This window comes from uncultured Modestobacter sp. (genome assembly GCF_947486615.1).
In the GTDB taxonomy this organism is placed as follows: Bacteria; Actinomycetota; Actinomycetes; order Mycobacteriales; family Geodermatophilaceae; genus Modestobacter.
Genome location: NZ_CANKUD010000016.1, coordinates 18387 through 33240 on the forward strand (window position 1 = coordinate 18387; position 14854 = coordinate 33240).

Sequence of the window (14854 nt, forward strand, 5' to 3'; positions counted from 1 at the left end):
CCCGCCCTCCCGGACACAGGTCGGGCTCTGCTCCACGAGCGGAGCAGAGCCCGACCTGCCTGGAGGAGCCGCCTGCCTCAGCCGGCGATGGCGGCCACCGGCGGGGTCTTCGCCGCCCGGCGGGCCGGCAGCACGGAGGCCAGCAGACCGGCCACCGTGGCGACCAGCACGATCGCCAGCACCTGCAGCCACGGGATGCTGATCACCACCTCACCGACCTCGCCCAGCGCCGAGGCGGCGCCGACCAGGCCGTACGCACCCCCGACCAGGACGCCGAGCACCGCGGCGACCCCGGCGACCAGCACGGCCTCCCAGGCCAGCAGCCCGCGCAGCTGGCCGCGGGTCAGGCCCAGCGCCCGCAGCAGGCCGCTCTCCTGCCGCCGCTCGACGACCGACAGGGCCAGGGTGTTGCCCACCCCGATCAGCGCGATCACCACGGCCACGCCGAGCAGCCCGGTGACCACCAGCAGCAGGACGTCGACCACCCCGTCGATCGCGGCCCGCTCGCTGGCCAGCCCGGTGACGAACGAGGTGGGCAGCGCGGTGCCGGCCAGGTCCGTGACCTCGTCGATCACCGCGGTCTGGTCGACGTCGTCGGCCAGCCGCAGCCACATCGTCTCCACCGCGGCCCCGGGCACCAGCGCCTGCAGGTCGGTGCTGCTCAGCAGCGGGCGGGTGGTGTCGCCGGCCAGCACGGTCAGCGTCCGTGAGCGGTCGCCGGCGGTCAGGGTCACCGAGTCGCCGGGCCCGACGCCCCAGGTGTCGGCCTCCCAGTCGGAGAGCACGACCTCGCCGAGCTCGGGGAGCGTCACCTCGGTCGTGGACCGCAGCACCGGCAGGGCCTGCGCCGCGTCCACGCCGCTGGCCCAGGTCTCGGTGCCGTCGGGCCCGGTGAGGTACGTCGCGGTGAGCCCGGTGGCCGCGACCACGCCGTCCACCGACTCGAGCTGGCCCTGCAGCGACGGGGGCACCGGCTCGTCGAAGCTCTCGACGATGACGTCGGTCGGGTAGTTGGCCGCCAAGCCGGCCTGGGCGGTCGCCCGGGTGGAGCTCGCCCCGACCACCATCGCGGTGGTCAGCGTGACGCCGATCAGCAGCGCGGTGGCGGTGGCCGCCGTCCGGCGGGGGTTGCGGGTGGCGTTGCCGGTGGCCAGTCGCGCCGGGAGTCCGCCGAACCGGCCGAGCAGCCGGCCGGCGGCGGCGACGATCGGCGGCACGGCCCGCTGGGCGAGCAGCAGCAGCCCCAGCGAGCTGAGCACCCCGCCGCCCAGCGAGATCAGGATGTCGGAGGTCAGCACGCCGAGGGCCATCAGCGCGACGCCGGGGACGGCGAGCAGCAGGCCGGTGACCAGTCGGGCGACACCGCCGCGGGAGCGCAGCGGCGCCGGGTCGGTGGGCCGCAGCGCGGCGAGCGGGGCGACCTTGGTGGCGGCTCGGGCGGGGGCCAGCGCGGCGACCAGCGTGGTGAGCGTGCCGACGGCGATGCCGACCCCGACGGCGTACAGCGGGACGGACACCCCGGACAGGGGGATGGGTGAGTCCGTGCCGGACACCACGGCCGAGACGGCGGCGGAGAGCCCGATGCCGGCGAGCACGCCGATCACCGAGGCGACCAGCCCGGTCAGCACGGCCTCGCCGAGCACGCTGCGGCGCACCTGGCGGGCGGTCGCGCCGACGCAGCGCAGCAGCGCGAGGTCGCGGGTCCGCTGCGCCAGCAGCACGGCGAAGGTGTTGGCGATGACCAGCCCGGCGACGAGCACCGCGATGGTGGCGAACACCAGCAGGGAGGTGGTGAGCCAGGTGGCGTCGCCGGTCAGTGCCGCGACGGACTCCTCGGCCTGCTCGGTGCCGGTGCGGACGGTGACGTCCTCCCCGGACAGCGCCGCGCGCACCTCGCCGATCAGGGCGTCGGGGTCGGCGGCGGTGGTGCCGGCGATCCGCAGCTCGGTCGGCTCGGTGGCGCCCCAGGCCTGGGCCTGGTCGGCGGTGACGTAGGCCTTGCCGTAGATCCCGGCGGTCGGGTCGCCGCCCAGGTCGACCACGCCGGTCACCGTGGCGTCGGTGGTGGTCCCGGTGCCCTCGTCGTCGTAGGTGGTGACCGGGAGGACGTCGCCGACCGCGGCACCGACGCGCTCGCTGACCGCGACCTCGTCCGGCCGCACGGGCAGGGCGCCGGCGGTCAGCTGCTGCCAGCGCAGCTTCGGGTCGGCGGCCACCGACTCGACCAGCAGGTACTGGGCGCCGGTGCGCCCGGGGGCGACCGCCTGCACGGAGGTCTGCCAGGTCGGGTCGACGGCCTGCACGCCGTCCAGCCCGGTGAGGGTGTCGACCTGCCCGGCCAGGCCGGTGCCGCTGTCGGAGGTGACCACCACGTCGGTGTCGACGTACTGGGCGCCGGCCGCCTCGAGCACGGTGGCCTTGGTGGTCTCGTTGAGCACCAGGGTGGCGACCACGAAGCCCACCGCGATGACGATCGCCAGGGTGGAGGCGACCAGCCGGGGCAGGTGCGCCCGGATGCTCGCCAGTGTCACTGCTCGCATGGCGTCAGGCCCCCAGTCCACGCAGCGCGTTGATGATCGAGTCGGTGGTCGGCTGGTGGACCTCGCCGGCGAGCCGGCCGTCGGCCAGCAGGACGACGCGGTCGGCGTAGGCGGCGGCGACCGGGTCGTGGGTGACCATGACGACGGTCTGGCCGGTCTCGCGGACGCTGGAGCGCAGCAGGTCCAGCACCTCGGCGCCGGCGTGGCTGTCGAGGTTGCCGGTGGGCTCGTCGGCGAAGACGACGTCGGGATGGGGGAGCAGCGCGCGGGCGACGGCGACGCGCTGCTGCTGGCCGCCGGAGAGCTCGTGCGGGCGGTGCTGGAGCCGGTCGCGCAGGCCCAGGCGGCCCACGACGGAGTCCAGCCACGCCCGGTCGGGGCGCTGCCCGGCCAGCTGCATGGGCAGCAGGATGTTGTCCTGCGCGGTGAGCACCGGCAGCAGGTTGAAGGACTGGAAGACGAAGCCGATCCGCTCGCGGCGCAGCTTGGTCAGCTGGTCGTCGCGCAGGCTGGTCAGCTCGGTGTCACCGAGCCAGACGTGGCCGCTGGTGGCCGCGTCGAGCCCGGCCAGGCAGTGCATGAGGGTGGACTTGCCCGAGCCGGAGGGGCCCATGATCGCGGTGAAGGCGCCCCGCTCGAAGCTGACGTCGACGCCGGCCAGCGCGTGCACCGCCGTCTCACCGGAGCCGTAGGTCTTGCGCAGGTCGCTGGCGCGGACGGCGGCGGACGCGGTCGAGGCGGGCTCGCCCGGGACGGTCATGACGGGGACGGACACTGCAGGCCTCCAGGGGCGGTGATCAGGACGTGATCACGTTCTCGCCTCCGGGCCTGCGCCCGCGTCGCCGCACGGGCTGGTCTGTGCGAGCGCGCCGCTGCCCCCGGGGGCTGACCTGCTGTCATCCTCCGGGCTGACGAGGGAGGCGATCGGTGAGCGAACACGTGTGGCGGCCGCTGCCGCCGCCCCGTCGCAAGGAGTCGGCCCCGGGATGGGCGGTCCCGACGGTCGCGTTGCTGACGGTGGCCTGGCTGCTGGCCACCCCGCTGCTGGCGATCGGGTCGCTGATGGAGCTGTGGACGTTCCTGGGCGAGCAGCCGACCGCCGCCGACCACGACCGGGCCCAGCGGCAGGCCCTCCTGGCGACGCTGATGGCGGCCGGCTGTCCCGCCGTGGCCCTGGTGGTCGGTGCACGCTGGCAGCGCGGCGCCGTCCAGGCACTGTTCGGAGTGGGCGCGGTGTTCGGCCTGGTCGGTGGGCTGCTGCTCTACGGACTGGTGTCCCCCGACAGCCCGCCCACCCCCTTGCGGGACGACGGGCCCCGGTACTGCCAGGAGCACAGCGGTGGGGATGCGACCTGCCCCGGAGGCTGATCAGGCGGGGCGTGTCAGGCGGGGGCGTCGCGGAGGAGGTCGGCGGGGGCGACCAGGCCGGTGCGGTAGGCCAGCACCACGGCCTGCACCCGGTCCCGGGACCCGGTCTTGGCCAGCACGCGGCCTACGTGGGTCTTCACCGTCGCCTCGCTGACGAACAGCTGGCCGGCGATCTCGGTGTTGGAGGCGCCGTAGGCCATCTGCACCAGCACCTCCTTCTCCCGGGGCGTCAGCTCCAGCAACGCCGACGGGTCGGCCTGCGTCGTCCCGGAGCCGCCCGCGCCGCGCAGGATCGGGGCGACGTGCTGCAGCAGCCGCCGGGTGGAGCTGGCGGCGATCACCGAGTCACCGGCGTGCACCGTGCGGACGGCGGCGAGCATCTCCTCCGGCGGGGCGTCCTTGAGCAGGAACCCGCTGGCCCCGGCGCCGATCGCGGCGACCACGTACTCGTCCAGGTCGAAGGTGGTCAGCACGACCACCCGGGGCGGCTCGGGCAGCGCCGTCACCTGCTCGGTCGCGGCGATGCCGTCGGTGCCGGGCATCCGCACGTCCATCAGCACCACGTCGGCCGGCGTCCGGCGCAGCAGCTCGACGGCCGCCGCGCCGTCCCCGGCCTCGCCGACGACGGTGAGGTCGGGCTGGGAGTCGATGACCATCCGGAAGCCGGCGCGCACCAGCTGCTGGTCGTCGACGAGGACGACGCGGATCGGCCCGCTGCCGATCGGCTCGGGGCGGGTCGGGTCGCTGCTCATCGGGGGGAACGGTAGGGCAGGACGGCGTGCACGCCGAACCCGCCGCCGTGTCGCGGCGCGGCGGTCAGCCGGCCGCCGTGCAGCTCGGCCCGCTCCCGCATGCCCAGCAGCCCCTGGCCCTGCCCGTCGGACTCCACGATCGCCGCGGAGGCACCACGCCCGTCGTCCAGCACGGCCAGCTCCAGGGCGTCGGGGCGCCACTGCAGCCGCACCCACGCGCGCCCCGCCGGGCCGGCGTGCTTGAGCACGTTGGTCAGCGACTCCTGCACGATCCGGTAGGCGGCCAGCTGGGCCCCGGCCGGCATCGGCTGCGGGCTGCCCTGCACGACCAGGTCGACGTCCAGCCCGCTGGCCCGCACGTCGGCGACCAGCTGGTCGATCGCGGCGACGTCGGGCTGTGGCGCGAACTCCTGCCCGTCACCCTCCCGGAGCACTCCCAGCAGCTTCCGCATGTCGGTGAGCGCCTGGCGGCCGGTCGCCGAGATGGCCTCCAGCGCCCCGGTCGCGGCCGCCGGGTCGACCTGCCCGGCGTAGCGGCCGCCGTCGGCCTGGGCGATGACGACCGACAGCGAGTGGGCGACGACGTCGTGCATCTCCCGGGCGATCCGGGCCCGCTCGGTGGACGCCGCCAGCCGCATCTCCTGCTCACGCTCGAGCTCCAGCAGCCGAGCCCGCTCCTGCAGGCCGGACACCTCCTGCAGCCGGGCCCGGCGCAGGTCGCCCAGCGCCCAGCAGGCCACCACCAGCACGCTGATCACCCCGGCGGGGAAGAGGAAGGCGATCCAGCTGCCTGCGCCGAAGTAGACGACCGAGGCCAGCACGGCGCCGACCAGCCCGGCGGCGAGCCCGGCCCGGCTGGCCCAGCGGGGTGCGTAGGCGGCCAGCGCGTAGATCATCACCGGGGCGGCGATGTTGGCCGGGAGGAAGTAGCCCGGTACGAGCACCAGCTCGAGCAGGCTGACGCCGACGACCACCGTCGCGGCCCGCACCGGTCGGCGCCGGCGCCAGGCCAGGGGCACCAGCAGCGCCAGCGACAGGAGCATCGCGGCAGCGTCGGACCCGGGGAAGTCGACGCCCGAGGAGGCGCTGACCAGGACGAGCACCGCGGCTCCGGCGAGGACGGCGTCGACGCCGAAGGGGTGCTGCCGCAGCCATGCGGCCGCACGCTCCAGCAGTGGCTGGTCGGCAGCAGTGGCGCTCCGGGCCTGCGCGGTCAGCACGCGGGTGCGGCGCAGCAGACCCAGCCCCCAGGCTGCGACGACCAGCGCCCCGAGGACGGTCGCCGTGGTGAGGGCGAAGGTGGACGTCGGTGCCTCGAGGAACGTGGCACCGGCCAGCAGCGCGCCGAGCAACCCGACGCCCAGACCGGCCCGGCCCGCCCACGAAGGGCCGTGGACCGTCAGCGCGTAGACCATCATCGGGGCGGCGACGTCGGCGAGCAGCAGCTCGGCGGGGAGCACCACGAGCTGCACCAGGCAGACCAGGACCACCACCGCAGCGGCGGGGACCGGGCGGCGGCGCCGCCAGGCCAGCGGCGCGCACAACGCCAGCCCCAGCAGGACGGTCGCCGGGTTCGAGTCGTTGTAGCCGGACACCCCCGGTACCGGGACCGTGACCAGCGCGACCAGGCAGGCCAGGACGACGTCCACGCCGAAGGGGTGCCGCCGGGGCCCGGCCGCCACCCGTTCGAGCAGCGGCTGGTCCATGCTGCCGACCCTAAGCAGCGCGGTGTCGCCCGTCGTCGTCCCGCGGGGTGAACCGCGTGTCCGCCCCCGGGATGAGCCGGCGTGGGGACCGCGCGCCGCCGAGTGACAGCTCAGCGGGGTGATCGGCGGCCGGGAACCCCGCTGAGCTGTCACTCGGCGGGTTGTCGGAGGGCAGTGGGAGGGTCACTCCGTGGCCACTCCGCTCGGGCCGGCGTTCTGGCGGCTGTATGCCGCCAGCGCCGCCTCCAACCTCGCCGACGGGGTCAACCGGGTCGCCCTGCCGCTGCTGGCGGCGACCCTCACCCGCGACCCGGTGCTGGTCGCCGGCCTGACCTCGCTGGCCTTCCTACCCTGGCTGCTGTTCGCCCTGCCGGCCGGCGCCTTCGTCGACCGCACCGACCGCAAGCGGGCGATGGCGGTGGCCAACGGCGTCCGGGCGCTGGCGCTGACCGTCCTGGCCGTCTCTGTCCTCACCGGGACGGCGTCGCTGCCCGTGCTCTACGCCGTCGCGTTCGCGGTGGGGGCCGCCGAGACCGTGTACGACAGCGCGGCCCGGGCGATGCTGCCGCAGGTGGTCCGCCGCGACCAGCTCGACCGGGGCAACGGGCTGCTCACCACCGCCGAGGAGGCCAGCCAGGGGTTCATCGGCGCCCCGCTGGGCTCGGTGCTGTTCGCCCTGGCCGTCGCCGCCCCGCTGCTCACCACCGCCGGCGGGTTCCTGCTCGCCGCCGTCCTGGTGGTCGGGATCGCCGGCGCCCACCGGCCGGCCCGCGGCGACGGGCCGCGCACCACCATCCGGCGGGACGTCGCCGAGGGGGTGGGCTGGCTGTGGCGGCACCGCTTCCTCCGCGGCCTCACCCTGGTCTCGGCGAGCACCGCCCTCACCTCGGCGATGACCAGCGGCGTCCTGGTGCTGTACGCCCTGGACACCCTGGAGATCGGCGAGGCCGGGTACGGGCTGCTGCTCACCGCCTCCGGGGTGGGCGCGGTGGTCGGCGGGCTGACCGCCGCACCGCTGGCCGCCCGGATCGGCCGCACCGCCACGCTGGTCGCCGGCTCGGTGCTGGCCGCGCTGACCCTGGGCGCCATGGCGTTCACCGAGGACGCGGTGGTGGCCGGGGTGCTGTTCGCGGTCGGGACGGCGGGGGTGCTGTTCTGGAACGTGCTCACCATGTCGCTGCGCCAGGCGCTCATCCCCGAGGCGCTGTTCGGTCGGGTGCAGGGCGGCTACCGGACGCTGGTCTGGGGCGGCATCCCGGTGGGCGCGCTGGCCGGCGGGCTGCTGGCCGGCGCGACGAGCGTGCCCACCGTGTTCGCCGTGGCCGGCGCGGTGGAGCTGGTGCTCGCCGGGGTGCTGTGGTGGCTGCTCGCCGCGCACCGCGACCTGCTGGCCAGCGCCCTCACCGAGGAGGAGCCCACCGCGGCCTGAAGCCCGCGACTCACGGGACGATCGCGCTGGTCCCGTTCGGTGGCCGCTCCGCTCCTCGGTCGCTGGCGCTCCCTGCGATGCTCACGGCCACCTCACGGGACGACGGTGACCGGCCAGCGGCCGACGCGCACCAGCCGCACCGCCACCGAGCCGATCACCCGATGGCCGGCCTGCTCGGAGGCGCCGACCAGCACCGCGTCGGCCGGCAGCTCGTCGGCGATCCGGGACAGCTCGGCCACCGGGTCGCCGTGCGCCGTCCGCAGCTCCACCTCGATGCCCAGCTGCTCGGCCGCCGGCTGCAGCTCCCGGCGCAGCTCCGCGCCCACCTGCGCCGCGGCGTCCCGGGCCACCACCTGCGCGTCGGGCACCCAGCCGGCCATCGGCGGCGGGGGCTCCACCACGAAGACGGCGACCAGCCGGGACCGCTGCCGGCGGGCCAGCCCGGCCGCGTAGGCCGCCGCACGCAGCGACGTCGGCGATCCGTCCACCCCGACCAGGATGACCCGCGGACCGTCGGTGCCCCGCTCGAACCGACCCGCTGCGCTCATCCGCCCATCCTGCGCGTCCCGGCCGGCGGCGGTGTCAGGCGGTGGCGCGTTCTTCCAGCGCTGCGGCCCGCTCGGCGGCCGCGCAGTCGGCGACGAGGTCGGCCAGCGTCCGGCGCAGCGCGACGCCCAGCCGGTCGGCCCGCACGTGCAGCTCGTCCCGGGGGAGCAGCGGCAGCCCGCCGCCGGCCAGCCGGGGGAGCAGCGCCAGGTCCTCGGCCAGCGCGGCCGCGGCGGAGGCCACCGCGGCGGCCAGGGCGTCGGCGTCCGCGGTGCCGTCGGGGCGGCTGAGCAGCACGCAGGTGTGCACCCGGGTCGAGTCGGCGTCCTCGGGCTGGAGCAGCCGTAGCACGGTGGTCACCGCCCCCGTCCGCAGGTCCTCCTCCCGCCGCAGCAGCTGGAACGGTGCCCGGTAGACGTGGGTGACCCGCCGGCGTCCGGGCTGCTCCTGGACCGCGGAGAACCCGCCGCGCTCGTACGCCGGCTCCGGCACCGTGACCTCCGGTGACGGCGCGGTGGCCCGGTGGGCCGCGTCGAGGAAGGCGTCGGCCAGCGGACCGGCCGGGGTCACGCTGCGCACCGGGGGCAGCCAGGCCGACAGCGTCCGCGGGTCGGCCAGCTCGGGGACGTCGATCAGCTCGGTGCGCGGCTCGGCCGGGGCGATCCACACCACGCCCAGGCGCTCGGCCACGGCCCACGCGGGCGGGTCGGCGTCCAGGGCGCCGTCGGGGCGGCGGTGCACCGTCCAGGTGCGGCCCAGCAGCCGGGTCTGCACCCAGCCGCCCGCGAGCAGCTCGCCGGAGAGCGCGACCGGGTGCCAGGCGCGGTCGAGGGCGGGGTGCAGGTTGTCCAGGACCGGGCCGGCGGGCTGCGGGAGGGCGGACACCGGCTCCGGCACGGGGCTGGTCGCGCGCGGCGGGCGGGACGTCGGCGTGGGGTCGGGGGCCAGCCAGACCCAGCCGTCCCGTTCCTCGACCGCCCACGGGGTGGACAGGTCGGCCCGGGGCGGAGGTGCGCCCACCGGCCCCAGGGACGGGATCTCCACGCAGCGGCCCTCCGCGTTGAACTGCCAGCCGTGGTACGGGCACTCCACCCGGCCGTCGACGACGGTGGCCGCGGTGAGCGGCACCAGCCGGTGCGGGCAGCGGGCGGACAGCGCCGTCACCTCGGCGCCGGGCCGGAGCCGCAGGACGACGTAGGCCTGCCCGCCGGCGCCCACCTGTCGCGGCGTCGTCCCCACGTCGGTGGAGCGGGCCACCGGGTACCACCCGGTACCGGCCTCCGCGCGGGGGTGCCGGGGCGGGCTCGTCCACGGGCTCTCGGTCCTGGAGGGGGCCATGCACCGAGTGCACCAGCTGGCCGTTTCCCCGGCGTTGCACCGACGTGGACTCCAGGGGTCCTCTCGATAAGTCGGCGCGTAACTATCGGAACACGGTCACTCCCATTGTGAGCCGCAGCACCCTAGGGTGACCGCGATCACCCTCAGGCAACGCACAGTGAGGTGCCCCCGTGACCCCACCGCACGACCGCAAACTGCTGACCCCCGAGGAGTACCGGCTGGCCCAGGACTCCCCGGAGTTCACCGAGCTGCGCCGCCGGTTCCGGAGCTTCGCCGTCCCGATGACGGTGGCCTTCCTCGTCTGGTACCTGCTCTTCGTCCTGCTCTCGACCTACGCGGCCGACTTCATGTCGACCGAGGTGTTCGGCAACGTCAACCTCGGGATCCTGCTGGGGCTGGGCCAGTTCGTCAGCACCTTCCTGATCACCCAGCTCTACGTGCGGCACGCGAGCAAGAACACCGACCCCATCTCCGACGAGATGCGCACCCGGCTCGAGGCCCACGAGTTCGCCGCCCCCCGTGATGAGGAGTCCACCCGTGGCTGACGTGTTCGCCGCCGAGAGCGCGACGATCGGCGAGCCGGCGATCAACATCTCGATCTTCGGTGCGTTCGTGCTGGTGACGCTGTTCATCACCTTCCGGGCCAGCCGGAACAACAAGAGCGCCGCGGACTACTACGCCGCCGGCCGCAACATCACCGGCACCCAGAACGGCCTGGCCATCGCGGGTGACTACCTGTCGGCCGCCTCGTTCCTGGGCATCGCCGGGGCGATCGCCATCTACGGCTACGACGGCTTCCTGTACTCGATCGGCTTCCTGGTCGCCTGGCTGGTGGCGCTGCTGCTGGTCGCAGAGCTGATGCGGAACACGGCCCGGTTCACCATGGCCGACGTGCTGGCGTTCCGGATGCGGCAGGGGCCGGTGCGCACCGCGGCGGCCATCTCCACGCTGTTCGTCTCGCTCTTCTACCTGCTCGCCCAGATGGCCGGGGCCGGTGGCCTGGTCGCCCTCCTGCTGGGCGTCAGCGGTGCCGCGGCCGAGGCCATCGTCGTGGTCGTGGTCGGCGCGCTGATGATCTTCTACGTGCTGGTCGGCGGCATGCGCGGCACCACCTACGTGCAGATGATCAAGGCGACGCTGCTCATCGCCGGGGCCCTGGTCATGACGATCTGGGTGCTCGCCGAGTACGGCTTCAACCTCTCCTCGCTGATCGGTGGGGCGATCACGTCCGAGGGGCAGCAGGTCGCGGAGCCCGGTGCCCAGTACGGGCTGTCGAACGCCACCCGGCTGGACTTCATCAGCCTCGCGCTGGCCCTGGTGCTCGGCACCGCCGGCCTGCCGCACGTGCTGATGCGCTTCTACACCGTGCCCACCGCCAAGGACGCCCGGAAGTCGGTCGTCTGGGCCATCTGGCTGATCGGCGCCTTCTACCTGTTCAGCCTGGTCATCGGCTACGGCGCCGGCGCCCTGGTGGGGTCGGAGACGATCCTCGCCGCACCCGGCGGGGTCAACGCGGCAGCGCCGCTGCTGGCGTTCGAGCTCGGTGGCACGGTGCTGCTGGGCATCATCGCCGGCGTCGCCTTCGCCACGATCCTCGCGGTCGTGGCCGGGCTGACGATCACGGCGTCGGCGTCCTTCGCGCACGACGTCTACGCCTCGGTGCTCAAGAAGGGCAAGGTGGAGGGCAACGCAGAGGTCCGGGTCGCCCGGATCACCGCCGTCGTCATCGGCGCGGTCTCCATCGGCCTGGGCATCCTGGCGCTGCAGGCCGGCATCAACATCGCCTTCCTGGTCGCGCTGGCCTTCGCGGTGGCGGCCTCGGCCAACCTGCCGACGATCCTCTACACGCTGTTCTGGAAGAACTTCACCACCCAGGGCGCGCTGTGGTCGATCTACGGCGGGCTGATCGTCTGCATCGGCCTGATCGTCTTCTCGCCGGTCGTGTCGGGGTCGGAGACGGCGATGTTCTCCAACTTCGACATCGCGTGGTTCCCGCTGCGGAACCCGGGCCTGGTCTCCATCCCGCTGTCGTTCTTCCTCGGCTGGCTGGGCACCAAGCTCTCCAAGGAGAAGCCGGACGTCGACAAGTACGCCGAGCTCGAGGTCCGGTCGCTGACCGGCATCGGCGCGGAGAAGGCGGTCGCGCACTGACGGCGGGCAGCCGGACCCCGTAGTCGGGGTCCGGCGCAGCACGCGGCGCGAGGCCCGTCCCCCGTGGGGGCGGGCCTCGCTGCTGTCCTCAGGCCGCGGCGGCGGGTGCCGGTGCGGCGACCGGTGCGGCGACCGGCAGTACGTCGACGGCGGTCGCCGGGACGGGCGCGGTGGCGGCGCGCCGGCGGCGCACGACGGTGCGGACCACCAGGCCGGTGAGCACCACCAGGCCGGCCAGGGCGTGCTCACCCGGTGCGGTGAGCGCGACGACCAGAGCGGCGGTGTAGACCACCGAGAGCAGCACGGTGGCGACCGGCAGGCGGGCCGCCGGGACGTGCAGGTGGGGAGCGTGGGTGGACAGGTGCACGGCGGGACCTCCAGCGGGTGGTCGGACGCCCGCCGGGCCGGCGTCCCAGGACCGCTTCTCAGCGGAGCCGGGGCGCCGGCACGGCGACGGCGCAGCGGGTGTGCCCCCGGTGGCGGATCACCGGAGGCGGCGACTCACTTGAGGGCGTCCTTGGCCTTCTGGAGCAGGCCCTGCATCGGCACCGGCGGGGTGCCGTAGAGGCGCGGGTCGCCCGGCGGCAGGATCGGCGCGTCGGCCGTGGCGGCGATCGGGGCGGCGCGGAGGGTGTTGTCCGTGCCGTCCAGCGCCGGCCCGTTGGCCCAGCGGCCGTTGGCGGCCTCGGCGCCGTCGGAGGCGTCGATGAAGGTGTAGGCGAACTCGGGCAGCTCCTCCTCCAGCGGGAACGCCTCGGGCACCGGGATGCCGTCCAGGCCGTCCGCCTTCAGCTCCTCCATGGCGGCCAGCCACTGCTGCTGGTGCATGTGGTCGCGGGTGAGCAGGAAGCGGAGCAGGTCCTTGACGCCCGGGTCGTCGGTCATGTTCCACAGGCGCGCGACCTGCAGCCGGCCCTGCATCTCGGCGGTGGCGTTGTAGGAGAAGTCGGCCATCAGGTTGCCGCTGGCGGTCACGTAGGCACCGGTCCACGGGTTGCCCATGCTGTCCATGTAGGACGCGCCGCCGCCGTTGGCGATGGCGTGCTGCGGGTTGGTGTTCCCGTAGCCGGCCGCGGCCTCCTTGGTGCGGTCGGCGGCGTCGGGCTTGAGCGGCTGGTGGTCCAGCAGCCGGTCGATCATCGTCACGATCATCTCGACGTGCGCGAGCTCCTCGGTGCCGATGGCCAGCAGCATGTCCTTGTACTTGCCGGGGAGGCGGCAGTTCCAGCCCTGCAGCAGGTACTGGGTGGCGACGGTCATCTCACCCCACTGGCCACCGAGCACCTCCTGCATGCGGCGGGCGAAGTTGGCGTCGGGACCGTCGGGCTTGGCCTCGTACTGCAGGGCGTGGGTGTGCGTGAACACGGGCGTTCTCCCTCTACGTCGTCGCTGTCGCCGCCCTCGCGGTGACACCAGACAGATGCCCCCGCCCGGTGTCACCCCCGTGCCGTCCGCTGGCCCGCAGGGGCCGACCTGTGTGGCCCCCTCGCAGAGTCCCGCCGCGAGCTTGCGAGCGGTGGGGGGCAAGGGGGTCCTTCATCAGCGGTCGGGCAGCCGCACCACGAGAGTGAAGTCGCCGTCCTCGGCCAGGCACCAGGCCAGCCGGCCGCCCAGCTCCCGGGTCTGCCGCTGCACCGACCACAGCCCCAGCCCGCTCAGGTCGACCGGCGGGGTCGGCCGGCTCAGGTGGCCCAGCACCCGGTCGGCCGGGACCCCGGGCTGGGTGAGGGCGAACTCCACCCACTCCGCGCGGCGGTCGACCCGCAGCCGCACCGGTCGGCCCTGCCCGTGCCGGTGGGCGTTCTCCAGCAGGTTGGTCAGGATGCGCTGCACCCGGGCGTCGCCGACGACGACGTCCGCGGCGTCCTCACCGACGCGCACGGTCAGCTGGGTGCCGGGCAGCCCGGAGGCGGCCACCGAGGCCTGCAGCACGTCGGCCAGGTTCCGTGCGCCGCGCCGTTCCGGCGCGCCACCGGTGGCGGTGGCGGTGCGCAGCATGGAGGCCAGGTGCTGGGCCTGGGCGCGGGCCAGCTCGAGCAGCTCGGGACGGCGGTCGTCGTCGCCGTCCAGCCGGTCGAGCACGGACTCCAGGGCGGCCAGCGGGCTGCGCATGTCGTGGCACAGCGCGCGCACCAGGGCGTCCCCGGTGCTGACCTCCTCGGCTGTGGGGTGCGGCAGGTGGTTGCGCACGACCCGGGCCAGGTCGGTGAGCAGTCCGGGCAGCGTGGCGGGGCGTGTGTCGGCAGCGAGTGTCACGGGCACCTCCGGGGTTGCGGTCGGTCAGCCACGCCGGGCGCAGCTGATCTCTGGGAGTGACGTGGAGGGACTCGACGTCGGTGCCGCTGCTGAGCACCGTCCCCCCGTGGACGTGGTGGTCATCGACGACCACCCGCTGTTCAGTCGCGGGCTGTCGCTGCTGCTGCCGCCGGAGAGCGGCGGCCGGGTCCGGGTGGTGGGCACGACCGAGGACGCGTCGGCGGGGGCGGCGCTGGTGCGCCGGCACAACGCCGACGTCGCGGTGGTGGATCTGCACATGCCCCCGCCCGGGGGCACCCGGGCGATCGCGGCCATCCGCCGGGCCGAGCCGATGGTGCGGATCGTGGCGCTGTCCGGGCTGGCCGAGGCCGACGCCGCCCTGGAGGCGCTCCGGGCCGGGGCCAGCGCCTTCCTGCCGAAGACCACCAGCCCGGAGGCGCTCGTGCGCCCGCTGCTCGCCGTCCTGGACGGCTGGTCGGTGATCCCCGAGGCGCTGCTGCGCCAGTTGCTGGACGACGCCGCGCCGACCGCCGACCAGGGCATCGCCGCGCAGCTGTCCGCCGACGACCGCCGGCTGTGGAAGCTGGTGGCCGCCGGCACGAGCACCGTGGACATCGCCACCACGCTGCACGTCTCCGAGCGGACCGTGAAGCGGCTGGTGGCCAACCTGCTGCGCCAGCTGCGGGTGTCCACCCGGGTCGAGGCGGCCGCGCTGGCCGGCCGGGTCGGCCTCGAGCAGGGTGCGACCGGCTCGGGGCGCTGACGGCA

Annotated in this window: 14 protein-coding genes; 5 read left to right on the forward strand and 9 right to left on the reverse strand. The window is 74.9% G+C overall.

The annotated features are described in order from the left end of the window. Positions 1-77 precede the first annotated feature (77 nt). Both Q1A09_RS21160 and Q1A09_RS21165 read right to left on the reverse strand, forming a co-directional pair. Positions 78-2540, reverse strand: a complete 2463-nt coding sequence (locus Q1A09_RS21160; RefSeq protein ID WP_299959854.1) for an ABC transporter permease — start codon at positions 2538-2540, stop codon at positions 78-80. Positions 2541-2544: 4 nt separating this feature from the next. Then, the gene (locus Q1A09_RS21165) at positions 2545-3315 is read right to left on the reverse strand and encodes an ABC transporter ATP-binding protein (RefSeq protein ID WP_299959857.1); all 771 of its coding nucleotides are present in this window, start codon (positions 3313-3315) and stop codon (positions 2545-2547) included. Between the two features lie 152 nt (positions 3316-3467). Here Q1A09_RS21165 and Q1A09_RS21170 point away from each other — a divergent pair, with 152 nt between their 5' ends. After that, positions 3468-3908: a hypothetical protein gene (locus Q1A09_RS21170; RefSeq protein WP_299959860.1), complete on the forward strand. Its 441-nt coding sequence runs from the start codon at positions 3468-3470 to the stop codon at positions 3906-3908. 14 nt (positions 3909-3922) lie between these two features. Here Q1A09_RS21170 and Q1A09_RS21175 read toward each other — a convergent pair whose 3' ends face one another. Together Q1A09_RS21175 and Q1A09_RS21180 are read right to left on the reverse strand one after the other, a co-directional pair. Next, positions 3923-4660 (reverse strand): response regulator transcription factor, encoded by a 738-nt coding sequence (locus Q1A09_RS21175; RefSeq protein ID WP_299959863.1) that lies wholly within the window; start codon positions 4658-4660, stop codon positions 3923-3925. Continuing rightward, complete coding sequence (locus Q1A09_RS21180) at positions 4657-6366, reverse strand: sensor histidine kinase (protein WP_299959866.1); 1710 nt, start codon at positions 6364-6366, stop codon at positions 4657-4659. Before Q1A09_RS21180 ends, Q1A09_RS21175 begins: the two co-directional genes overlap by 4 nt. Before the next feature lie 190 nt (positions 6367-6556). Between Q1A09_RS21180 and Q1A09_RS21185 the strand changes: the two genes are divergently transcribed. After that, positions 6557-7795, forward strand: coding sequence for an MFS transporter (locus Q1A09_RS21185; RefSeq protein WP_299959869.1), 1239 nt, complete (start codon positions 6557-6559; stop codon positions 7793-7795). A 92-nt stretch (positions 7796-7887) separates the two neighbouring features. On the opposite strand, the gene Q1A09_RS21190 is transcribed toward Q1A09_RS21185, so the two are convergent. Continuing rightward, complete coding sequence (locus tag Q1A09_RS21190; RefSeq protein WP_299959871.1) at positions 7888-8343, reverse strand: universal stress protein; 456 nt, start codon at positions 8341-8343, stop codon at positions 7888-7890. 34 nt (positions 8344-8377) lie between these two features. Then, entirely contained in the window at positions 8378-9679 is a 1302-nt protein-coding gene (locus Q1A09_RS21195) for a Rieske 2Fe-2S domain-containing protein (RefSeq protein WP_299959874.1), read from the reverse strand. A gap of 170 nt (positions 9680-9849) precedes the next feature. Between Q1A09_RS21195 and Q1A09_RS21200 the strand changes: the two genes are divergently transcribed. Further along, complete coding sequence (locus tag Q1A09_RS21200; protein WP_299959877.1) at positions 9850-10224, forward strand: DUF485 domain-containing protein; 375 nt, start codon at positions 9850-9852, stop codon at positions 10222-10224. Beyond that, positions 10217-11830 (forward strand): cation acetate symporter, encoded by a 1614-nt coding sequence (locus Q1A09_RS21205; RefSeq protein WP_299959880.1) that lies wholly within the window; start codon positions 10217-10219, stop codon positions 11828-11830. Before Q1A09_RS21200 ends, Q1A09_RS21205 begins: the two co-directional genes overlap by 8 nt. Positions 11831-11918: 88 nt before the next feature. On the opposite strand, the gene Q1A09_RS21210 is transcribed toward Q1A09_RS21205, so the two are convergent. From Q1A09_RS21210 to Q1A09_RS21220, 3 genes are all read right to left on the reverse strand, one after another. Further along, a complete protein-coding gene (locus tag Q1A09_RS21210) occupies positions 11919-12197 on the reverse strand; it encodes a hypothetical protein (RefSeq protein WP_299959884.1) in 279 nt (92 codons plus the stop codon). 134 nt (positions 12198-12331) lie between these two features. After that, positions 12332-13195 carry a manganese catalase family protein gene (locus Q1A09_RS21215; protein WP_299959887.1) on the reverse strand — a complete coding sequence of 288 codons (864 nt, stop codon included), beginning with the start codon at positions 13193-13195 and terminating at the stop codon, positions 12332-12334. 174 nt (positions 13196-13369) lie between these two features. Then, positions 13370-14086: a sensor histidine kinase KdpD gene (locus Q1A09_RS21220; RefSeq protein WP_299959890.1), complete on the reverse strand. Its 717-nt coding sequence runs from the start codon at positions 14084-14086 to the stop codon at positions 13370-13372. Positions 14087-14192: 106 nt separating this feature from the next. Here Q1A09_RS21220 and Q1A09_RS21225 point away from each other — a divergent pair, with 106 nt between their 5' ends. Beyond that, complete coding sequence (locus Q1A09_RS21225; protein ID WP_299959893.1) at positions 14193-14849, forward strand: response regulator transcription factor; 657 nt, start codon at positions 14193-14195, stop codon at positions 14847-14849. Positions 14850-14854 lie beyond the last annotated feature (5 nt).

Coding starts and splice junctions, on each gene's coding strand:
- Q1A09_RS21160 (WP_299959854.1), bottom strand. CDS start 2,540: ATGCGAGCAGTGACACTGGCGAGCATCCGGGCGCACCTGCCCCGGCTG.
- Q1A09_RS21175 (WP_299959863.1), bottom strand. CDS start 4,660: ATGAGCAGCGACCCGACCCGCCCCGAGCCGATCGGCAGCGGGCCGATC.
- Q1A09_RS21180 (WP_299959866.1), bottom strand. CDS start 6,366: ATGGACCAGCCGCTGCTCGAACGGGTGGCGGCCGGGCCCCGGCGGCAC.
- Q1A09_RS21190 (WP_299959871.1), bottom strand. CDS start 8,343: ATGAGCGCAGCGGGTCGGTTCGAGCGGGGCACCGACGGTCCGCGGGTC.
- Q1A09_RS21195 (WP_299959874.1), bottom strand. CDS start 9,679: ATGGCCCCCTCCAGGACCGAGAGCCCGTGGACGAGCCCGCCCCGGCAC.